The following is a 21,388-nucleotide window of genomic DNA, read 5'->3' as shown; positions in this document are numbered from 1 at the left end:
ATCCCGAATGATGGATACTGCTTTTCTCATCTGGGATTTCCCCTCCCGCACTGGAGACCCGCAATGCCCGAATCCGCCGCCGGTCTGGACCGGCTTCGCCGCTTTATCGCCACTGCCACCCGCCTGGCCGGCGCCAACTCCCTGGTGCAAACGCCCGCCCTGCAGGAGGCGTTTGCCGATCTGGTGCGCCACGATGACTGGCTGCCCGAGGCCTGTACCGCCCCGCATCCGCAGTATTACCAGCAATATCTGCTGCACTGCGACCCCTTGGAACGTTTTTCGCTGGTCAGCTTCGTGTGGGGCCCGGGCCAGTCCACGCCCGTGCACGACCATGAAGTGTGGGGCTATGTGGGCATGCTGCGTGGCGCTGAAATCAACCAACGCTACGTGCGCCACGCAGACGGCAGCATCGAAACCGCCAGCGAACCCACCACCCTGCGGCCCGGCGACATCGAACGGCTGGACCCCGCCCAGGGCGACATCCACCGCGTGTCGAACGCCTTCGCGGACCAGGTGTCGATCAGCGTGCACCTGTACGGCGGCAACATCGGCGCGGTGTCGCGCCATGTCTACGATCCTCAGACGGGGCAGCCCAAGCCTTTCGTGTCCGGCTATTCCTCGGCCAACCTGCCGAACCTTTGGGACCGGTCTGCCGCCGTGCGCGCCACCATCCCGGGGTTGAAAGCCTGAGCGTGGCGCGTGTGACGCACGTTGTCCGGCGGCCGCTGCCCGTGCTATGTTCGCGTCCTAAATATTAGGAAATACAAAGATGGACAAGACGCTGCTCAAGGGCCTGATGGTATTGGAAGCGGTGACCGACGTGGACAATCCGCCGCGCACCATCGATGCCCTGGCCGCGCGGGTCGGGCTCACGCGCAGCAACACGCATCGCACGCTGCAAACGTTGATCCACGCCGGCTACGTCATCAAGGACGACGACGGCGGTGGCTACCGTGGCGCGGTGCGCCTGTTTGAATTGGCCGCGCGCCAGCTTGCCCAGCTGGATGTACGCAAGCTGGCCGCGCCGTTCATGCGCACGCTGGCGGACCAGACGGGCGAGACGGTGCATTTGTCGGTGCTGGACGGATTCGATGTGGTCTACGTGGACAAGATCGACAGCCCGCAACCGATACGCGCATATTCCATGGTGGGCGGCCGCGCGCCCGCCTATGCGGTGGCCACCGGCAAGGCGCTGCTGGCCTATCAGCCCGAAGGCTATGTCGAGCGCTATGCCGAACAATTGGTGCGCCACACGCCGTCGACCATTGTTTCCATGCCCCTGCTGAAAGACGAACTGCGCAAGATCGCGCGCGCCGGCTATGCCGTGAACCGCGGCGAATGGCGCGAGGGCGTGGGCGGCCTGGCCGTGACGCTGTTCAACAGCCTGGACCAGGCGGTGGCGGCGGTGGGCATCTCCGGCCCGCTTGACCGCCTTAGCGCGGCCAGGATGAAGCAGCTGGCGCCGGATGTGTCGGCCTGTGCGCAGTCCATTTCGCAAGGGATGGGCTACCGGCGAGGTTATCTGGATCAGTAGCATCCGTGCGCGGCGACAGCGCCGTGGCGATGCGCACGGCCTGGTCGCGCGCCAGCCGCGCATTCACATCCATGGACGTGGTCCAGAAATACGTGCCGCCGGCAAGGCTGCCCAATACCGACACCTGTTCCCACACCGCACCCTTCGCGTTCCTGACGCAGCCCGTGTCGAAGTCCAGCGCCAGTCCGCCAAACGGGTCCGCCACCGCATGGCCGTCGCGTAGCAGGCCGGCCACCAGCGCATCGTCGGTGCGCGCTACGTCCACCGAAAAACTGGTGGCGTTGATGAGAGCGTCGCTGCGATGCTCGGCGTTGCCGTCCGGCGTGCTCAGCCGGGTATGGAACTGACCGGTGCCTGCGTCATGGCGGCTGTCCACGAAGCCCGCGCGCACTTGCAACTGACCCGTCTTGAACAGCGCTTGCAGCTTTAAGGCGTTGCGCATGGGGAAGGTGGCGCGGCGTGCCATCCACAGCGCACGCCAGCGCGATTGAAAGCGGTGGCGTTCCGTGTCGGGCAGCAGGCGCCAGATTTCGTCCACCGCTGCATTGGTGGCGGCGGCCACGGCCTGCCAGGGGCGCGCGGCTTGCGACGACCGGCGTATCTCGTCGTCCAGGGCGCGCGCCGCGTCGGTGGCCAGGCCGAAGATCTCGTCGGCGTCCAACGCGCCGCCCATGGCCCGCACTTCATCTTGCAAAGCCTGCGCAATGACCTCTAGCGATAAGGCGCCGCCGTGCCGCATGGCAAGCGCCACGGCGCCTTCACGGCTAAGGTGGCGCAGCACCGTCGGGGGCTGGTTGTGCGGGCTGCGCACCGATGGCAACCGGCCATTGCGCGACACGCACAACAGCGGGCCGCGATGGCCTGCTTGCTGCAAGGCCGCCACCGCGTCCACCGCGCTGAGGCTGGTGCCGACGATGCAGACGGAAGCATCGGGTGCGATCCGGGCCGCCAGATCAGCGACGGGGTAGGGGCTGTTGAAATAGCCCGGCGCGTCGTGCAGCGCGGGGAAGGCTTGCGACGGCAAGTTGCCATTGCACAGGACGGCATAACGGGCCACGCACGGGGGCGCGCCGTCGGGCTCGACGTACACCGTGCCGTCCGCCAGCGGCAACACGCGCCGCACGCGGCAGGGTACATGAGCCAGCGCGATGCCCAGTGCGTGCGCAAGGTCCCGACAGCGCGCGTAGACCGCGCGCAGATAAGCGCCGAACAGCGGGCGGGGAAGAAAGTCCGAGGGCTGGATATCGGTCACGCCATATCCACGCAGCCAGGCGGGGTCCTGCGCGCGCAGCCACTCGACAAAGTCCAGGCGATGATCCGCCCGCGCCGACATATTGCCTGCGGGGATGTTCAACAGATTGCTGGGCAGGTCTTCCTGATAGGCGCCGCCGGGGCCGGGCTCCGCTTGCGGTTCGAATAGCGACACGGTCAGCGATACGGATCGCGACGCCGCCAGCGGGCACGGCACGCCTTGCGCTTGCCATGACAACAGCAACTGATACAGGAAGCTAACGGCGACCGAGCCGCCGCCCACGATGGTGACGTCGACCGGCAGCCGCGTATCACCGCCCAGGCCCATCTGGGCCGTGCCCGGCTTCACGTGAGCGTCGCTCATTTGGCGGCCGACATGCGCACCACGTCGCCCCAGCGCGCCACCTCCTGCTTCAGCACACGGCTGGTGTCGGCGGGCGAAGTGGCTACCGCATCCGCGCCCAGCTTCAACGCGGCCTGCTGCACCGAAGGCATCGCGGCGGCTTTCTGCATGCCGGCCGACAGCTTGTCCACCACGTCGGGCGGCGTGCCGGCGGGCGCCAGCAAGGCGTAGGCGGTTGCCACGGAATAATCCTTTACGCCTTGTTCCATCAACGTGGGCAGGTCGGGCAGCGCGGTGGCGCGCTTGGCGGTGGTCACGCCCAGCAGGCGGATCTTGCCGCTGGCCACCTGGGGCAGCAGGGCGGGCAGGGTTTCGATAACCATGTCGATCTGGCCGCCCAGCAAATCGGTAATGGCAGGGCCGCTGCCGCGATACGGCACATGCATCAAGCGCGTGCCCGTCACCACCTGGAACAGCTCGCCCGCCATGTGCTGCGAGGTGCCGGGGCCGGCCGAGCCAAACGTGATGGTGCCCGGCTTGCTCTTGGCCAGCGCGATCAGCTCCTGCACGTTGTTGGCGGGCACCTTGCTGTTGACGGCAACGGCCATCGGCATGCTGGTGGCCATGGAAACGCCGACGAAGGCGGTGGCGAAGTCGTAGCCTGGCTTGTCGGGCATGGCCGCGTGGATGGCGTGGCTGCCCACCGCGCCCATCAGCAGCGTGTAGCCATCGGGGGCGGACTTGGCGACGTATTCCGCGCCGATCTCACCGCCCGCGCCCGCCTTGTTTTCAACCACCACGCCTTGTCCCAGGAAGTCTCCCAGGTGCTGCGCATAGATGCGGGCCGCGGCATCGGTGGCGCCGCCCGGCGGAAAGGGCACGACCATGCGTACCGGTTTGGCCGGCCAGGTCTGGGCTGGGGCCGGGGCGGCCGCCAGGGCAAGTACCGCGCCCGCCAGGGCAATGCGCCATGTCTGCTTCATGAATGTCTCTCCTTGGTGTGATCAAACCGTCAGACGTGTACCGGCCCGTGTCGACCGTGCCCGGCACCGCTGCGACTCGTTTTTATAAATCCTAAAATATAGGACTCGTATTCCAAAAGATGGTTTACGTAGAATTCCACACGGTGATATGCTGGTCAACAATTAAGCGCAGCACCTAGGGATTGCACTAGGAAACATGCGGAAACCTGGCGCTTGGTATCGGGCGACAGGCATGATGCCATCGACGAAAGCTGCGCTCTTATATTATTTTTTGCATCCCAAATATTGAATTTTCATAATGAGAGGTCAGACATGACACCCAGTTCGGCACTGGCCGGCATCACCGTGCTTGAAATTTGCAACGTCGCGGCGGGACCCTTCTGCGGCATGTTGTTGGCGGATATGGGCGCCGACGTCATCAAGGTTGAAAACCCGGAGGGCGGCGACACGCTGCGCAGCTGGCCGCCCATTTCCAACGGCTATAGCGAGAACTTCGCGTCGCTGAACCGCAATAAAAAGTCGGTGACGCTGAACCTGAAAGACCCCGCCGACCTGGCACTGGCGCGCGAACTGGCGCAAACCGTTGACGTGCTGATCGAAAACAACCGGCCCGGCGTGATGGACCGCCTGGGGCTGGGCTATGCGCAGTTGCGCAAGGCTAATCCCAAGCTGGTGTATTGCTCGATCTCGGCCTACGGCCAATCGGGGCCGCGCTCGCAAGAAGGGGGGTTCGACCTGACCATCCAGGCCATGAGCGGCATCATGAGTGTGACGGGCGAAGCCGGCGGCGAACCCGTGAAATGCGGCGTGCCGGTGGCCGACTTTTCGGCCGGGCTGTACGGCGCGTTTGCGATTGCGTCGGCGTTGCGCGCGGCGCAGGCCAGCGGGCAGGGCACGCACATCGATGTGCCGATGCTGGGCGCCACGTTGGGCATCGCCGCGTTGCAGACGTCGGAATTTTTCGGCAGCGGTAAAGACCCCGTGAAGCTGGGCTCGGCCCATCCGCGCAACGCGCCGTATCAGGCGTTTCGTTGCAAGGGCGGTTATTTCGGCATGGCGGCCGGCAACCAGGCCTTGTGGAAAAGCGTATGCGCCACCGTGGGCCGCGACGACCTGCTGGCCGACCCGCGCTTTACCGACACCAGCGCGCGCGCCCGCCACCAGACGGACCTGCGCGAAATCCTGGAGGCCATCTTCGCCACCGAAGACGCACAGACCTGGTTGACGCGCTTTCGGGCGGCGGGCGTGCCGTGCGCGCCCATCAACACCTATTCCGAAGTGCTGGCCGACCCGCAGGTGGAACACATGGGCTGGGTGCAGCCCGTGGAATTGCCCAACGGCGTGCAGACGCGAACCTTCGGCCTGCCCGTGCGCTTTGATGGCCAGACCACGGCGCTGCGCCTGCGTCCGCCCGCGCTGGGCGAGCACAACGACGAAGTGCTGGGCGCGTTGCGTGCGGCCGGGAAAGGGGTGCCGGCATGAGCGGCGTGTTGCGTATCGACAAGCAGGGCGCCCGCCATGTGCTGACGCTGACGCGCGCTGAAAAAATGAATGCGTTGTCCGCCGAGCTGGTGGACGCGCTGATCGCCGCGCTGGACGAGGCCGAGGCGCGGGGCGCCAAGCTGATCTTGATCAAGGGCGAAGGCAAGAACTTCAGCGCCGGCTTTGACTTTGGCGACTGGCAGACGCAAAGCGAAGGCGACCTGCTGCTGCGCTTCGTGCGCATCGAGACCTTGCTGCAACGCGTGGCCGCGTCACCGTGCCTGACGGTGGCGCTGGCGCACGGCCGCAACTTTGGCGCGGGCGTGGACCTGTTCGGCGCGTGCAAGTGGCGCATCAGCGCGCCCGACGCCACCTTCCGTATGCCGGGCCTGAAGTTCGGACTGGTGCTGGGCACGCGCCGCTTTGCCGCGCTGGTGGGCGCCGAACGCGCCCGCACCGTGTTGGAACAGGCGGCTACGTTCAACGCCGAAGAAGCGCTGCGCGATGGCTTTGCGACGCGCCTGGCTGTGGCCCAGGAGTGGGCCGACGTTGAACAGCAGGCGGCGGAAACGGCGGTCGCGCTGACCGACGCCAGCCGCATTCAGCTGTATGCCGCGCTGTCCCAGGAAACGCCCGACGCCGACCTGGCGCGCCTGGTGCGTTCTGCGGCGGCGCCCGGCTTGAAGGACCGCGTGGCGGCTTACCTGCAAGCGCGCTAAGGGCACAGGAACCTGCAAGGGAGAGGAAGACGATGGCTTCGGGATTCAACCAAAAGAACAAGCAGTGCACGGTGGCCGAGCTGGCCGCGCTGGTACCCAATGGCGCGTCGATTGCGCTGGGCGGCAGCTTTCTGCATCGCGGCCCGTTCGCGTTCGTGCGCGAACTGATCCGGCAAGGCAAGCGCGACCTGGAACTGGTCAAGCAATCGCCTGGGTATGACGTGGACATTCTGTGCCGCGCCGGCGTGCTGCGCCGCGTGCGCGCGGGCATCGTCGCCATGGAAGGCAATTTCGGCCTGGCGCCCTGGTATCGGCGCGCGGTGGAACAGCGCCAGATCGAACTGGAGGAACACGCTTGCGCCAGCCTCACGGCGGGCCTTCGGGCGGCGGCGTTCGGCGTGCCGTTTCAACCCTGCGGCGGCCTGCACGGCAGCGGCCTGCCGGAACTGAACGGCTGGGCCTGCCTGGACGACCCTTATGGCAGCGATCAGAAAACGTATGTGGTGCCGGCGATTCGCCCCGACTTCGCGGTGATCCAGGCGTCCGAGGTGGACGCGCTGGGCAATGTGCGCGTGCACGGCACCGCGCATTGGGACCGCATCATGTCGCGCGCGGCGGGCAGCGTGCTGGTGGTGGCGGAAAAGCGGGTCGACAGCGCCGTGTTCGAAGCGCAACCCGAATCCACGCTGGTGCCGTACTTCATGGTGCAGGCCTACGCCGTGGCACCGGGCAGTGCGTGGCCCGGGTCGTGCTGGCCCGACTACGCCATCGACTATCCGGCGGTGGAAGCCTACATGGACAAGAACAGCGATCTACAAGCGCATCTGGCCGCCGCGCCCGAAGCACAAGGGGGCAATCATGGCTGAACAGTGGTCGGGCTTTTCCTACATCGTGACGAACCTGGCGCGCTTCATCCGGCCAGATGAAATCACCTTCAGCGGCGTCAATTCCACCATGCCGATGCTGGCGTGCCTGCTGGCCAAGCGCGCCTATGACTGGGACTTCGTCTACATCAACGTGGCGGGCGGCGTGAACCCGCGCCCCTCGCACATTCCCATTTCCAGTTCCGACCCGGTGTTGGCCGAACACACCGCGTCGATCTTCTCGAACGAAGATTTCTACGACCTGTGCACGCGCGGCCGCATGGACCTGACCTTCCTGGGCGCGGCCCAGATTGACGGCGCGGGCTGCGCCAATAACTCCTGCATCGGCGACTGGCACGCGCCCAAGGTGCGCTTGCCGGGCGGCGGCGGGGGCGCGGTGATGCTGCCCACGGCCAAGCGCGCCTGCACCTGGCGCACGGAGCATTCGCGGCGCACCTTCGTGCCCAAGCTGGACTTCATGACATCGTGGGGCGGCTTTCATGGGGTGGTGACGCCCATCGCGGTGTTCATCAAGCGCGACGGGCGCCTGGCGCTGCAATCCTGGCATCCGGAATCCAGCCTGTCGGAAGTGCGCGAGCGCACCGGCTTTGAGTTCGATGCGAGCGGCGCGGCGCCGACTGAACCGCCGACCGAGCAAGAGGCTCGCGCGCTGCGCGAACTGGACGCCGACGGCCAGTTTGAACGCGACGCCGCCGTTGCGCTGCGCTAGGGAGGCCGCCATGACTTTTGCCGAACCGACGCTGGTCGCGGCGTTTGCGCGTGCCTGGCGCCAGCCGCAATGGGCATCGCGCGCCGCCATCGTCACGGCCGACACGACGGTGACGTATGCCGACCTGCACCAGCGCGTGGCGCGCATCGCGGATGGCATCCGCGCGGCGGGCGTGGCGCCGGGCAGCTATGTCGCCATCGCCATGGAGCGGTCGCTGGAGCAGGTGCTGACCCTACTGGGCGTGATGGCGGCGGGGGCATGCCCCTGCCCGTTGGAACCCCGCTTGTCGGCCGAGGAAACGGCGCGCCGCGTCGCGGCGGTGGGCCTGACCTGGCTGCTGCACGACAAGCCCAATGCCGCGACGGCGGCGGCCAGCGGCCTGGCTCCGGCGCGGCTGCTGGAGGCGGCAAGCGTGGCAAGCGCGGCGAGCGTGGCGAGCGTGGCGAGCGTGGCGAGCGCGGCCGACGTGGCGAACATGGCAAACGTGGCGAACGTGGCGGGCGGGGCAATTGTGGCGGACGTGGCGGACCCGGCAACTGTGGCCGGTCTGGCGCGCCCGGCACATCCCGCGCGTCCGGACTACGCGCCGGCGCTCGGATGCGCCGACCAGATCTTGGCCGATGCACCCGGCCTGTTGCTGTTCACCTCCGGCAGCACCGGCCACCCCAAGGGCGTGTTGCTCAGCCATCGGGGCTTGGCCAACAATGCGCGCGGCGTGTTGGCGCATACCGGCCTGACGCCTGACGACCGCTTGCTGCACGTGATGCCGCTGCATCACACCAACGCCTTGAACAACCAGATCTTCGCGCCGTTGCTGGCGGGCGCCAGCGTGGCGTTGGCCGGCCGCTTTCGCGCCGACGACATGCCGGGCTTGCTGCGTACGTTCCGGCCCACGATCATCACGGGCGTGCCCACGATGTACGCGCGCATGCTGGAACTGGAGTTCGACGCCGCCAGCCTGGCCGGCCTGCGCTTTGCGCGCTGCGGATCGGCGCCGATCACCGAAGCGCTGCATCGGCGCATCGAAGCATTCCTGGGCTGCCCGCTGGTGGTGTCCTACGGGCTGTCAGAGGCCACCTGCACGTCCACGATGAACCCGCCCGACGCCCGCCGCGTGGGCTCGGTCGGCACCGTGCTGGCCGGCCAAAGCGTCACGCTGCGATTGCCGGACGGCGCCGAAGCCGCGCCCGGCGGCGAAGGCGAAATCTGCATCGCGGGCGACAGCCTGATGCTGGGCTACCTGGGCGTGGACAACGGCAACGATGGCCCGCCGGCGCTGTTGCGCACGGGCGACCTGGGGCGCTTCGACGACGCGGGCTACCTCAGCATCACGGGCCGCATCAAAGACGTCATCATTCGTGGCGGCGAAAACATTTCGCCCGCCCTGATTGAAGGCGTGGTGACGGGGCTGCCCTTTGTTGCCGCGTGCTGCGTCGTGGGCGCGCCGGACGATGACCTGGGCGAAGTGCCGGTGATCTTCGCGCAACCCCAGGCGGATGCCACGGCGGGCGCGCAGGAAGCCGCCGCGCTGCAAGCGGAAGTGCAGTCTCGGCTGGGGCGGATCTACGTGCCGCGCGACGTGTTCTGGGTCGAGCGGCTGCCGGAGAACGCCGTGGGCAAGGTGGACCGCAAGGCGCTGGCCGGCATGGTGTCACGCAAGCCCGAGCACGCGTGATCCCTCTGCTGCAAGCACGTTGACCCCAAGCGGCCCAGTGGCGCATCCACCGGGCCGCCCGCAAGATCCCGGGGCGCAAGGCGTCACGCCATCTGGCTGAGCGTCTTGCGAAAGCGCTTCAACGAAAAGGCAAACAACACACTGCCGATCAGCGCCAACGCCAGAAAGGGCTGCCAGACCACGCTTAGCCCCGCGCCGCGATACAGGATGGCCTGGCCCAGCTCCACGAAATGCGTGGTGGGTGCGGCCAGCATGATGTCCTGAACCAACTGCGGCATGCTTTCGCGCGGCGTTGTGCCGCCCGACAGCATCTGCAACGGCAGCAGCACCAGCACCAGCAGCATCCCGAACTGCGGCATGCTACGCGCCAGCGTCGCCATGAAGATGCCCATGGATGTGGTGGCAAACAGGTGCAGCGCCACGCCCGTCAGGAACAGCGCCACGGACCCTTCGATCGGTACGTGCAGCAGCCCCCGCACCACAAACGTCAGCGACAGGCCGGCGGCCACCAGCACCACCAGCCCCATGGACCAGACTTTGGCCACCATGATTTCCGTCGGCGTCACCGGCATGACCAGCAGGTGTTCGATCGTGCCATGTTCGCGCTCGCGGATGAGGGCCGCGCCGGTCAGGATGATGGACAGCATCGTGACGTTGTTGATGATCTCCATCAGGCTGCCGAACCAGGCTTGCGTCAGGTTGGGGTTAAAGCGCATCCGCACCGCCAGCTCTACCGGCAGTTCGGTGGGCTTGCGGTAGCGCCTGACAAATTCGTTGATTTCGTCGCTGACGATCTGCTGGATGTAGTTGCTGCCGGTGAAGGCCTGGCTCATCCGCGTGGCATCCACGTTCAGCTGGATCTGCGCGGGCTTGCCGGCCAGTACGTCGCGCTGGAAATTTGGCGGGATGTTCACCGAAAACGTGTAGCGCCCGTCGTCCATGCCGGCGTCGGCCTGGGCCGCCGTGACCATCCGCGGCGGCGTGAAATGCGGGGGATAGAACGCCGACGTGATGCGCGAGGACAGCGGCGAGACGTCTTCATCGACCACGGCGATGGCCGCGTTGTGCAGCGATTCCGGCACCGCGGTTGCCGCCGTGTAGATCATCAGGGTGAACGAGATGAAGATCAGCACCAGCATCATGGGATCGCGCGCCAGGCTCCACAGCTCTTTCACGCCCAGCCGGTAGATATTGGCGACATGTCGCGGCATGGTCAGGCCTCCTGCTTTTTCAGTAGCAGCACCGACGCGCCCAGGATTACGGGTATCGCCAGCAGCAGCGGCCAGAACGAGCCCTGCAAGCTGGCAAAGTCCAGTCCTTTGCTGAACACGCCACGGCTGATGGTCAGCATGTGGGTGGCCGGATAGACCTGCCCGATCAAACGGCCCACGCCTTCCAGCGACGACACCGGATTGAGCAGCCCGGCAAACTGCACCGCCGGCACCAGCGTGCCGATCATGGTGAAGAACAGCGCCGCGATCTGGCTGCGCGTGAAGGTCGAGGCCAGCAAGCCGATGGCAGTCGCCACCACGTTGTAGATCAGCGCGGCGGCCAGCAAGGTCGTGAAACTGCCGGTGATGGGCACGCCGAAAACGGTTACCGCCAGCAGCGTCATGAGCAGAAAGTTAAGCATCGCCAGCGCCACGTAAGGCAGCTGCTTGCCCAGCAGGAACTCCAGCCGTGTGACCGGCGTGACGTACAGGTTGATGATCGACCCCAGTTCTTTCTCGCGCACGACGGCCAGCGCCGTCAGCATGGCCGGCATCATCAGCAGCAACAGCGGGATCACGGCCGGCAACATGGCCGGAAGGCTGCGCACGTCCGGGTTGTAGCGAAAGCGCGTTTCGATGCTGATCTGCGGCGCGGCCGCGCTGCCCAGCCGTTCGCGCGCCTGTTGTTGCAGCCAGCCCTGGTGCATGCCCTGCACGTATCCCCGTATGGTCTCGGCGCGTTGCGGCATGGCGCCATCGATCCAGACGCCGATCTGCGCGTTGCGCCCGCGTTCGACATCGCGGGCGAAGCCCTGCGGGATCTCGATGGCCAGGGACAGCTCGCCGCTGCGCATGCGGGCATCCATGTCCTGGTAGCTGGCAATGGGCGGCTGCTCGATGAAGTAGCGCGAGCCCGACAGGTTCAAGGCGTAGTTCTGGCTCAGGCTGGTCTGGTCGCGGTCCATGACGCCATAGCGCAGGTCTTCCACGTCCAGGCTGATGCCAAAGCCGATGACGAACATCAGCAGCAGCGAGCCGGCCAGGGCCAGTGTGGCGCGCACCGGGTCGCGGCGAAGTTCCAGCGTCTCGCGCCACAGGTAGCTGATCATCCGTTGCAGGTTGAAGCCACGCTGCGTGGCAGCGCGCGTTTGGGGATGCGTGGTGGTGCTTTCCGGCGATGCACTCGTGTCTTGCGCCGGGCAGGCGGGCGCCGGTGTGTCGGTGGCTGGCGGGGTGGCTGGCGGGGCGGGCCGCGTGCCCGCACCGGCGTCGATCAGATAGGCGATGAAGGCCTCTTCCAGCGTCTTGGCGCCGCGCATCCGGATGATGTCGGCGGGCGAGGCACTGACCAGCACCTTGCCTGCGTGCATCAGCGACATCCGATCGCAGCGCTGGGCCTCGTTCATGAAGTGGGTGGAAATAAAGATCGTGACCCGGTCCTCGCGCGCCAGCGAAATCAGAAGGCGCCAGAAATTGTCGCGGGCCACGGGGTCCACGCCCGAGGTCGGCTCGTCCAGAATCAGCAGCTCGGGTTTGTGCACCATGGCCACCGCCAGAGACAGGCGCTGGCGCACGCCCATCGGCAGCTTCTCGGGCAACGCATCCAGCACGTCGGTCAGGTCGAAGCGCGCCACCATTTCGTTCATGCGGGCGGGGATATCGGCTTCGGGCACATGGAACAGCCGGGCGTGCAGCACCAGGTTCTGGCGCACGGTCAGTTCCCCGTATAACGAGAACACTTGCGACATATAGCCGACCCGGCGCCGCGTATCGATGTTGCGCGGGTCGACCTCGGTGCCGAACAGCCAGGCCTGGCCTTCGCTGGCCGGCAACAGGCCCGTCAGCATCTTCATGGTGGTGGATTTGCCGCAGCCGTTCGATCCCAGGAACCCAAAGATCTCGCCTTGGCGGATGCGAAAGTTCACATGGTCCACAGCCACGAAATCGCCGAAGCGCATGGTCAGGTCGCGCGCCTCGATGGCGATGGGGGCGTTGTCGTCCAGCGCCAGTGGCGTGATCTGCACGGGCTTGTGGCCGCGCCGCTTGGCTTCGGGCAACAGGGCAATGAAGGCGGCCTCCAGCGAGTCGGCGCCGGTGCGTTGTTGCAGCTGGGCGGGCGTGCCGGTCGCCAGCACGCGGCCTTCGTCCATGGCGATAAGCCAGTCAAAACGCTGCGCCTCGTCCATGTAGGCGGTTGCCACGATGACGCTCATGCCGCGGCGTTCGCGGCGGATGTCGTTGATCAGGTCCCAGAACTGCGCGCGCGCCAGCGGGTCGACGCCGGTCGTCGGTTCGTCCAGGATCAGCAGGTCGGGGTCGTGGATCAGCGCGCAGCACAGGCCCAGCTTTTGCTTCATGCCGCCCGACAGCTTGCCGGCCGGCCGCGACAGGAACGCGGCCAGGCCGGTGCTGCGCGTCAGGCTATCGATACGGCGGCGGCGCTCGGCTTCGCCATGGCCGAACAAGCGCGCAAAAAATTGCAGGTTCTCTTCCACCGACAGCGTCGGGTACAGGTTCTTGCCCAGGCCCTGTGGCATGTAGGCGATGCGGGGGCAGACGGCGTCGCGATGACGCTTGCTGGCCATGTCGCCACCCAGCACGTTCACCGTGCCGGTCTGAACGGCGCGCGAGCCGGCGATAAGCGCCAGCAGGCTGGACTTGCCCACGCCGTCCGGGCCGATCAGGCCCACCATGCGGCCGGCGGGAATGTCCAGCGTGATGGCGTCCAGTGCAAGGGTCTTGCCGTAGCGCAGGCTCACGTCCGCCAGCGTGACCACCGCGCGGGTGGGCTCGGCGGCGGGGGCCGTCGTGGGCGTGTCCATCAGGGCACCTTGACTTCCAGGTTGGCGGGCCACGCGGCATCAGCGTCCAGCTTCAGCCAGGCAACACCGGGCACGCCGGTCTTGACCTGCTGCAAATGCTGTTGCAGCAGTTTGGGATCGATCTGCGCCTTGACGCGGAACATCAGCTTTTGCCGCTCGGAGGCCGTCTCCACGGTTTTAGGCGTGAACTGCGCGGTGCTGGCCACGAACGATACCTTGGCCGGTATGACGTATTGCGGCGCGGCGTCCAGAATGATGCGCACGTCCTGGCCCAAGGCCACGCGGCCGGCCGCCCGCTCCGGCAGGAAGAACGTCATGTAGACGTCGGCCAGGTCCACCATGTTCAGCACCTTGCCGCCAGCGCCCAGTACTTCGCCGGGTTGGGCCACCAGGTACTGGACGCGGCCGGCGCGCGGCGCGCGCAGTTCGCTGTCGGTGATGTCGGCGTCGATACGCGCGATGGTGGCCAGCGCCGCGTTCACTGCCGACTGCGCGCCCACCTGCGCCGCGCGCGCTGCCTGGATGGCAGCCTGCGCGGCGTTCACTTGCGCGCGCGCGGCATTCACCGCCGCCTGGGCGCTGCGGACGCGGGCCCGGTCGTCGTCCAGTTCCTGGATGGACGAGGCGCCTTCCTTGGACAAGGTTTCCGATCGGGCCAAGCGTCGGCGGGCCGCGTCCAGCTCGCTTTCGCGTTGCACCACCACGGCTTCGGCGGCCAGCTTGTCGCTTTCGCGCTGGGCGATCTGCGCGCTGGCGCTGGCGGCGTTGTTGATGGCTTGCTGATGCTGGGCACGGGCTTCCTCGCGCTGGGCATTGAGCGTATCGATCTGCATGCGCGCCAACGCCTGGCCCGCGGTGACGAAGTCTCCTTCGGCCACCAGCACCTCTTGTACGCGGCCGGCCAGCTTGGTGGCGACGTCGATCTCCGTGGCTTCGATACGCCCGTTGCCGCTGATGAAGCCTTCTCCCGGGCCGTTGTCGGCCAGCATGCGCCAGCCGGTGTACGCGGCAACGGCCACGGCCAACACGAGCACGACGGGTATCAGTTTTCGGGTGGGCAGCTTCATGGTTTTTGTCCTGTTGTTATTGCGGGGCGGGCGCTTGAGTTGCCGCGCCGTCAGGGCCGGCTGCCGACACGCCCGCCTGCGTGCCGCCTCCCAGCGCGGCGTACAGGCCGACGCGAGCCGATAGCAGGGCGCGGCGCGTCTGCGCCAGCGCCTGCTGCGCGGCCAGCAGGTCGCGCTGCGCGTCCAGCACTTCCAGGTAGGGCGACGCGCCATGGTCGTAGCGCAGCTTGGCGAGCCTGGCGCGTTCGCTTTGCGCGGCCACGGTGGCGCGCAACACCTGCACCTGTTCGGCCAGCCAGCGGCGCGCGGCCAACGCGTCGGACACGTCCCTGAACGCGCTCTGGATGGTTTGTTCGTAGTTCGCGACGGCCTGGTCGCGGCGTATCTCGGCCAGGTCCAGGTTGGCGCTGCGCCGGCCGGCGTCAAAGATCGGCAGGTCCAGGCTGGGCGTAAAGGTCCAGGCGCCACTGCCGCCGCCGAACAGGCCGTTGAGTTCGGCGCTGGCGCTGCCGAAGGCGCCGGTCAACGTAATGCGGGGAAAGAAGGCGGCGCGCGCCGCGCCAATATTGGCGTTGGCCGCCCGCAGCTGATGTTCGGCCGCCACAATGTCGGGGCGCTGCGTCAAGAGGTCGGACGGCAGCCCGGCGGGCAGGTCGCGCATCACGGCCACATCGTTCAGGCCGGTGCGAGGCAGCGGCAGGTTCAGCGGCTTGCCCACCAGCAGTTCCAGCGCGTGCGCCTGCGTGGCGCGCGCCTGTTCCAGTTCGGCGCCCAGCGCGCGGGCCTGCTGCCACAGCGTTTCCACCTGGGTCAGGTCCAGCTTGGCGATGGCGCCGACTTCGTAGCGGCGGCGGAAGATGCGCAGGGATTCTTCGCGCGAGGCGATGGTCTGGCGGGTGAGCGCCAGCCGTTCGTCCAGTTCACGTAGCGACAGGTAGCTGTCCGCCACCTGCGCAATCAGGGACAAGGTGACGGCCCGCGCGGCGGCATCGGACGCCAGGTAGTTTTCCAGCGCGGCGTCTTTCAGGCTGCGCACGCGACCCCAGAAATCCAGCTCCCAGGTGGCCATGCCGACACCGGCCTGGTACTGGTTGGCCACCACGGGCCGACCCGTCAGGTTCAGGTCCGCCGGCGTGCGCGAACGGGTGCCCGTGGCCTGCACGCCCAAGGTCGGAAACTGGTCCGACCGCTGGATGCCGTACAGCGCGCGCGCTTCTTCCACGCGCAGCAGGGCCTGGCGCAGGTCGCGGTTGTTGGTCAGCGCTTCGTCGATCAGGCCTTGCAGAACCGGGTCCGAAAAATAGCTGCGCCAGCCCACGCGGGCGGCGTTCAACTCTGCATTCGGTTCATTGGATGGCGGGGTGGCCCAGGTGGCGGCCACTGGCAGGGCGGGGCGTTGGTAGGGCGGGGCCATGGACACGCAACCCTGCGCCAGCAGCACGGCCAGGGCGGCCGGCGCCAGGCGGGCAGCGTTCCATGCCGAAACCGGACGGCGAGTCATGTGTCGTTCTCCATCGCGTCAATGGAAGCCTTACGTCCAACGGCGGTAACCGTGGCGTCTTCACGGAGTCTATTTTGCCCGGCGCGTAGCGGCGAATCCTTGATCGACATCAAGCTAGCGACTGACTGGTCGGTTTTTAATAAGGCCGCAGGACGGCGTGCGACGTCTACGCCGCGCGTCATTTCGCAAGGAGCCACGAATGCGTACGCAACGCCAGCGTCTGCCTCCCACGGTGCGGACGGGGCAGATTCTGGATGCCGCGCTACAGGAATTCTCGGCGGCGGGTTACGAGGGGGCGCGCATGGAAGACATCGCGCTGCGGGCCGGTTTGTCCAAGGGCGGCCTGTACGCCCATTTTTCCAGCAAGGAACAGGTCTTTCGCGCGCTGCTGGAACGTCACCTGACCCCGGCCCGCCTGGACGCGCGCGCCATCGTCGAGGCCTCGGCGTCGGTCCGGCAATTGGCGGAACGCCTGGTGGACCATCTTTACGCCAGCCTGGCCAACCCGGCCATGATCGTCACCATGCGGCTGCTCCTGGCCGAAAGCGCGCGAGTACCGCATCTGGCGCGGCGTTGGCGGCAAGAGACGGCCGACGCCCATCTGGCCGATATCGCCAGCTTGCTGGCCTTGGCGCGTGAGCGCGGCTTGTGTGAAGGGGGCGTGGCGGCGCGGCACCCCGAGCTGTTGCTATCGCCGGTGGTGCACGCCATCGTCATGGCGATCCTGGCAAGCGCGGACGAGCCCTTCGATCTGGCGGCGCGGCGCGACGCGCACATGGCGCTGATTTGCGGGTTGCTGTAGGGCGAGGTTAGGCCTGGCCGCGCAGCCGGGCCAGCTCGGCCGAAAGCTCGGCAACCAGCGCCTGCGCACGCGCCAGGGGATCGTGCGGCGATGTGGCGTCTTGCGGGGGCCGGGGCACGGGCCTGAAGGCGACGTCGGCCGCCTCGGCCGGGTCGGCCAGGTTCGCTACGCTGGCCGAGTGGGCCATTTCGGCCGGTTCAGTCCGTTCCGCCGGCGCATCCTGCAAACGCGGATGCACGCTTTCGTGGCCCATGCTGACGTCCACGTCGAACACCAGCTGCTCGGCGCGATGCCAGGTGGTGAACCACTCCAGGGGACGATCATGCTGATCCATGCCCTGGCCCTGCAACATCAGCAGCGGCGTGCCGGTCTGGGTGTGCAGCAGTTTGGCGAGCTTGGCGTCGGCGGCCACGGCGCGGATCTGGTTGCGGCCCGCGCCGGGTCGCAGGCCGAAGCGCCGCGTCAACACGCCATGCAAGGAAGCGTCGGCCAGATCGTCGGCGCGCAGCCCGGGCACGGCGTCGGCCGGCAGCCACGTACGCACATACGCCAGCGGCGCGTCGGCCACATGACGCAAGCGTTCCAGCATCAGTAATTGCGTGGTGCCAAAAAACGCCGCCACGTCGGCGGGCGGTTCGGCGCGCGCGAACGCCAGCACGCGCGTCTGCAAGGCCACGCCGGACTGCGCGAATTGTTCGTACAGCCCGGTGGACCGCTGCACCAGCCGGCGATGTTCCTGCGGCGCGGCAACCGTTGCCGGGCGCCCGCTTTCGCGTTGGATCAAGCCTTCGGTGGCCAGCGCGGCCAGCGCCTGGCGGACCACGCTGCGCGCCACGCCAAAGCGTACGCACAGCGCGGCTTCGCTGGGCAGCACGGCGCCCGCCGCCAGCTTGTTCGTCCGGATAAAGCCCCGCAGCAAGGCCGCCACCTGGGCGTGCAGCGGGGTATCGCCAGAGCGATCAAGAACGGGCAGTGCGTCGTGCGTGGCGGGCGCCATGGAAATCAACCTCCGGTTTGTGCCCGCGCAGTTTCCCATACATGCGTCCAGCCCGGGGCCAGGTGCGCGGCGCGCTCGGCGGCCAGGATCAGGCTGTCTTCGCGCGCGATGCCCTTGCCGGCGATGTCGAACGCGGTGCCGTGGTCCACGGACACGCGCACGACGGGCAGGCCGACGGTGATGTTGACGCCGTCATCGCCATACACGGCCTTGAACGGCGCGTGCCCTTGGTCGTGATAGCAGGCAATCACGAATTGCCACTTGCCGCGAACGGCTTGCGGGAACAGGGCGTCGGCGGGGATCGGGCCGGCGGCCAGGATGCCGGCCGCGTTGGCTTCGGCCACGGCCGGGGCCAGGATGTCGGCGTCTTCGCTGCCGAAGATGCCGTTTTCACCGGCGTGCGGGTTCAGGCCCGACACGGCCACCGGCTGGTCGCCACGGCCCAGCGCCTTGGCGAACGAGCCCGCCAGACGCAGCACGGCGCGCATGCGCGTGGGCGTCAGATCGTCGATGGCCTGGCGCAGCGATACGTGCGTGGTGGCGTGGAAAATGTAGAGGTCGCCGGCCGACAGCACCAGCGAGAACGTCTTGACGCCGAACTCGTGCGCCAGCAGTTCGGTGTGGCCGGGCCACTTGTGGCCGGCGGCGTGCATCGCGGCCTTGTTCAGCGGCGCGGTGACGATGCCGTCGACCTCGCCGGCGCGCGCCAGGGCGCAGGCCGTGGTCACGAAACGCACCGAACCGTCGCCCGCGTCGGCGCTGATTTCACCCAGCTTGACGTGGGCCAGCGACGGGCCGGCTTGCAGCACTTCGATGGTGCCGGGGGCATTGGTACAGTCGGCCGCGCGGTCCAGCTTGCGCACGATGGCGGGGTCGCCGCCCAGGCCGCGCACCGCGTTGACCATCACGTCCACATCGCCCACCACCAGCAGGCGGGCCTTTTGGCGCAGTTCGTCATGGCCCATCAGCATCTTGGCCGTGATTTCCGGCCCGATGCCGGCCACGTCGCCCAGGGTGACGGCCAACAGCGGCAGCTTGCTCGATTGAGGTTGTGTCATCGCTTGAATCTCCTGTCGCGGATCGCGCGCACGGCGCGAACCAGTACGTCTTCGGTGCCAAAGCCGCCGGCCTTGGTCACCACGGGCAGGCCCGCGGCCATGCCCCCGGTCAGCGTGCCAAGAGGCACGCCGCCCATGACTTCATCCACCAGCGCGATGCCGCGCGCGGCCAGCGCCACCAGCACGCTGCGCGCGCCGTCGCCACCCGTGGCGACCACGCCCGCCGCGCGGGATGCCGTGATCAATTGCGCCGCCAGGCTGCCCAGCCGTTCGGCGACTTTCTCGGAATCCAGGCCGTCCAGCTGCCCTTCGGGCGCCAGCAGCAGTACGGTGCCGGCGTCGGCCGGCGCCTTGGCGTGGGCCTGCAACAGCGGCTGCGTCCAGGCCTGCCAGGCGGCGTCGTCGGCCAGTTGTTGCAGCGAGGGCGTCCAGGTGTCGGCGCCCGACGCCTTCAGTGCAGCGGCTTGCGCGCGTGCGGCGCTGTGCTGCGACGTGACCACGACGACGACGGGCGCCGTCTGGTCCGCACCGGCCCACACGCGAGCCAGCGGCACGGCCAGGCCGCCCGCGCCCACGGGCAGGGCGTGTTCGCCCAGCAAGCCGATGGCGCGCGCCAGGCGCTCCAGGTCGGCGTCCGTGGCGGCATCCACCACCACGGTGTGGCCCGCTTCGCGGATGCGCGCGGCCAGCGCTTCCGGCGTGTCGCCGTCTTGCACCGCGACGTGGGCGCAGCCCAGCAACGTGGGGATATGGCTTTCGGTGACGGGCGTGACCGGGTCCGTCGCGGCCGACGTTTCGGTGACGGGCTTGCCGTTCACCCTCAGCACGCCTTGTTCAACGGTGCGGCCGGTGGCGGGAAAGGCGGGGCAGATCACCGCCACCGTGTCCGGGCCCCAGGCCAGGCGGGCCGCGTCGATCTCGGCCTTGAAGGCGCCGCGCAAAGTGGAGTCCACCTTCTTGTACAGGCGCGACACGCCGGCCGCGCGCAGCTGGCGCACGTTCTGGTCGATGACGCGGGCGGCCTCGGCGGCGGGCAGGGCGCGGCTGTTGGTCGTGACCGCCAGCACTTCGACGCCGGCCGTGGCCGGGCCGGACAGCGCTTCCTCGGCGCCGCCGATGGACAGGTGCGTGCTCCAGCCGGCGCGCACGAACTGCACGGCGGTGTCGCCCGAGCCGGTCAGGTCATCGGCAACGATGGCGATGGTGGGGGTCAAAGCGCCTCTCCGCGCGCCTCGCCCAACGTCGGCGTGGCGCGGCTTGCGTCCGCGTCCTCGGACTTCAGTTCACCGGCGCGCTTCAGGAAGTACGACGCCAGGATCGGAGCCAGGATGGAACTGATCAGCACGCAGGCCGCCACTTGCGCGGTGGCAGTGGACACGTATTGCTGGAAGTTGGGATCGGCGGCGGCCACCACGGCGGGCGTGGCGATGGCGTTGCCGGCGGTGGTGCCGGCGGCAAAGCCCAGGCCGCTCTTGCCGCCACGACGCAGGATCAAGCGATAGCCCAGGTAGACCAGGCCGCCGGTAATCGGGCTGATGATCAGGCCCAGGATCAGGCCGCTGATGCCGCCGCTGACGACCGCGCCCAGGTTGATGCCGGTGCCCAGCGCAAAGGCGAAGAACGGGATGACGATGTTGGGCACGGGCTTGAGCACGTCGCGCCACTTCGGGTCCAGGTTGCCGACCACGACACCCAGCAGGAACGGCACCAGCGCCGCCACCAGGGCAATCATGGGAATGTCGGCCAGGCCCGAGGCGCCCAGGAACAGCAGGCTGAAGAAGGGGCCGTCATTGACGGCGCTGGCAACGTAGGCGCCACGGTCGCGCGCATCGCCGTACTGGCCGGTGTAGGCCAGCCACAGGCCGCCGTTGCTGTTGTCGAACGCGGCCAGCAAGGCCAGGATCGACACGCCCAGCACGCCGTCCAGGCCGACGTAGCTGCCCAGGATGATGATGAGCGTGGCGGGCACCAGCGTCTTCATCAGCAGGATGGTGCCGGCCGTGGCCAGGATGGGGCCGCCGGTGCGGGCGTTGACCTGCGTGCCGGTCGCGAAGATCAGCAGGGCGATCAGCGGCAGGGCGCTGTTCTTGAAGAGGGCGGTGGTGAAGCCGCCGATGGCCAGCGCATCAGGGGCAAAGGTGCCGATCAGGGAACCCAGGATCAGCGGCACAAGCATCAATCCACCAGGGATTTTCTGCATGGTGCCAAAAAAAGGCGAACGGGAAGAGGCAGCGGTCGACACTTGCGTAAGTCTCCAGGACGGTTCTGGTGGATTGCAGACGTTCGTTGACGCGTCTGTCAGTGGGGGTTGAAAAACCGCTAGTGTACACCTGTACGTACTGCCTGTACG

18 protein-coding genes are annotated in these 21,388 nt (G+C 67.7%); 8 read left to right on the top strand and 10 right to left on the bottom strand.

What is annotated here, in order from left to right; all coding sequences use genetic code 11:
• The first annotated feature begins 63 nt into the window (after positions 1-63).
• Positions 64-690, top strand: coding sequence for a cysteine dioxygenase family protein (locus AC0Z35_RS26445; protein ID WP_485133189.1), 627 nt, complete (start codon positions 64-66; stop codon positions 688-690).
• Between the two features lie 79 nt (positions 691-769).
• A complete protein-coding gene (locus tag AC0Z35_RS26440) occupies positions 770-1,534 on the top strand; it encodes an IclR family transcriptional regulator (protein WP_120156392.1) in 765 nt (254 codons plus the stop codon).
• On the opposite strand, the gene AC0Z35_RS26435 is transcribed toward AC0Z35_RS26440, so the two are convergent.
• Complete coding sequence (locus tag AC0Z35_RS26435) at positions 1,434-3,149, bottom strand: FAD/NAD(P)-binding protein (protein WP_485133190.1); 1,716 nt, start codon at positions 3,147-3,149, stop codon at positions 1,434-1,436. The two genes, AC0Z35_RS26440 and AC0Z35_RS26435, sit on opposite strands and share 101 nt — an antisense overlap.
• The gene (locus AC0Z35_RS26430) at positions 3,146-4,111 is read right to left on the bottom strand and encodes a tripartite tricarboxylate transporter substrate binding protein (RefSeq protein WP_046804149.1); all 966 of its coding nucleotides are present in this window, start codon (positions 4,109-4,111) and stop codon (positions 3,146-3,148) included. The genes AC0Z35_RS26435 and AC0Z35_RS26430 overlap by 4 nt, the downstream gene beginning before the upstream one ends.
• 312 nt (positions 4,112-4,423) lie before the next feature.
• On the opposite strand from AC0Z35_RS26430, the gene AC0Z35_RS26425 reads away from it, so the two are divergent.
• Genes AC0Z35_RS26425 through AC0Z35_RS26405 form a run of 5 tightly spaced genes read left to right on the top strand, consistent with a single transcriptional unit; the run spans position 4,424 to position 9,580 of the window.
• Positions 4,424-5,593, top strand: a complete 1,170-nt coding sequence (locus AC0Z35_RS26425; protein WP_485133191.1) for a CaiB/BaiF CoA transferase family protein — start codon at positions 4,424-4,426, stop codon at positions 5,591-5,593.
• A complete protein-coding gene (locus tag AC0Z35_RS26420; protein ID WP_485133192.1) occupies positions 5,590-6,312 on the top strand; it encodes an enoyl-CoA hydratase/isomerase family protein in 723 nt (240 codons plus the stop codon). Before AC0Z35_RS26425 ends, AC0Z35_RS26420 begins: the two co-directional genes overlap by 4 nt.
• Before the next feature lie 32 nt (positions 6,313-6,344).
• The gene (locus AC0Z35_RS26415; protein WP_104144242.1) at positions 6,345-7,178 is read left to right on the top strand and encodes a CoA transferase subunit A; all 834 of its coding nucleotides are present in this window, start codon (positions 6,345-6,347) and stop codon (positions 7,176-7,178) included.
• Positions 7,171-7,905, top strand: coding sequence for a CoA-transferase subunit beta (locus AC0Z35_RS26410; protein WP_104144243.1), 735 nt, complete (start codon positions 7,171-7,173; stop codon positions 7,903-7,905). Before AC0Z35_RS26415 ends, AC0Z35_RS26410 begins: the two co-directional genes overlap by 8 nt.
• A 10-nt stretch (positions 7,906-7,915) precedes the next feature.
• Positions 7,916-9,580, top strand: a complete 1,665-nt coding sequence (locus AC0Z35_RS26405; RefSeq protein ID WP_485133193.1) for a class I adenylate-forming enzyme family protein — start codon at positions 7,916-7,918, stop codon at positions 9,578-9,580.
• An 83-nt stretch (positions 9,581-9,663) separates the two neighbouring features.
• On the opposite strand, the gene AC0Z35_RS26400 is transcribed toward AC0Z35_RS26405, so the two are convergent.
• From AC0Z35_RS26400 to AC0Z35_RS26385, 4 genes are read right to left on the bottom strand one after another with little or no spacing between them, the layout of a single operon-like run.
• A complete protein-coding gene (locus AC0Z35_RS26400; protein ID WP_046804143.1) occupies positions 9,664-10,791 on the bottom strand; it encodes an ABC transporter permease in 1,128 nt (375 codons plus the stop codon).
• 2 nt (positions 10,792-10,793) lie between these two features.
• Positions 10,794-13,613 carry a ribosome-associated ATPase/putative transporter RbbA gene (gene rbbA, locus AC0Z35_RS26395; RefSeq protein WP_485133194.1) on the bottom strand — a complete coding sequence of 940 codons (2,820 nt, stop codon included), beginning with the start codon at positions 13,611-13,613 and terminating at the stop codon, positions 10,794-10,796.
• Complete coding sequence (locus AC0Z35_RS26390; protein WP_046804142.1) at positions 13,613-14,680, bottom strand: HlyD family secretion protein; 1,068 nt, start codon at positions 14,678-14,680, stop codon at positions 13,613-13,615. Before AC0Z35_RS26390 ends, rbbA begins: the two co-directional genes overlap by 1 nt.
• Before the next feature lie 16 nt (positions 14,681-14,696).
• Positions 14,697-16,181, bottom strand: coding sequence for an efflux transporter outer membrane subunit (locus tag AC0Z35_RS26385; protein WP_120156388.1), 1,485 nt, complete (start codon positions 16,179-16,181; stop codon positions 14,697-14,699).
• A 199-nt stretch (positions 16,182-16,380) separates the two neighbouring features.
• Here AC0Z35_RS26385 and AC0Z35_RS26380 point away from each other — a divergent pair, with 199 nt between their 5' ends.
• Positions 16,381-16,983, top strand: coding sequence for a TetR/AcrR family transcriptional regulator (locus tag AC0Z35_RS26380; protein WP_120156387.1), 603 nt, complete (start codon positions 16,381-16,383; stop codon positions 16,981-16,983).
• Positions 16,984-16,990: 7 nt separating this feature from the next.
• On the opposite strand, the gene AC0Z35_RS26375 is transcribed toward AC0Z35_RS26380, so the two are convergent.
• Genes AC0Z35_RS26375 through AC0Z35_RS26360 form a run of 4 tightly spaced genes read right to left on the bottom strand, consistent with a single transcriptional unit; the run spans position 16,991 to position 21,214 of the window.
• Positions 16,991-17,980, bottom strand: coding sequence for a GntR family transcriptional regulator (locus AC0Z35_RS26375; RefSeq protein WP_485133195.1), 990 nt, complete (start codon positions 17,978-17,980; stop codon positions 16,991-16,993).
• Between the two features lie 5 nt (positions 17,981-17,985).
• Positions 17,986-19,038 (bottom strand): 4-hydroxythreonine-4-phosphate dehydrogenase PdxA, encoded by a 1,053-nt coding sequence (gene pdxA / locus AC0Z35_RS26370; protein WP_485133196.1) that lies wholly within the window; start codon positions 19,036-19,038, stop codon positions 17,986-17,988.
• Positions 19,035-20,252 (bottom strand): D-threonate kinase, encoded by a 1,218-nt coding sequence (dtnK, locus tag AC0Z35_RS26365; protein ID WP_104144248.1) that lies wholly within the window; start codon positions 20,250-20,252, stop codon positions 19,035-19,037. Before dtnK ends, pdxA begins: the two co-directional genes overlap by 4 nt.
• Entirely contained in the window at positions 20,249-21,214 is a 966-nt protein-coding gene (locus tag AC0Z35_RS26360; RefSeq protein WP_240433919.1) for a 2-keto-3-deoxygluconate permease, read from the bottom strand. The genes dtnK and AC0Z35_RS26360 overlap by 4 nt, the downstream gene beginning before the upstream one ends.
• Positions 21,215-21,388: the final 174 nt, after the last annotated feature.

It is taken from the genome of Achromobacter sp. 1L-A-4-B-C2, assembly GCF_057291955.1.
This window is presented reverse-complemented; position numbering and strand designations above follow the sequence as displayed.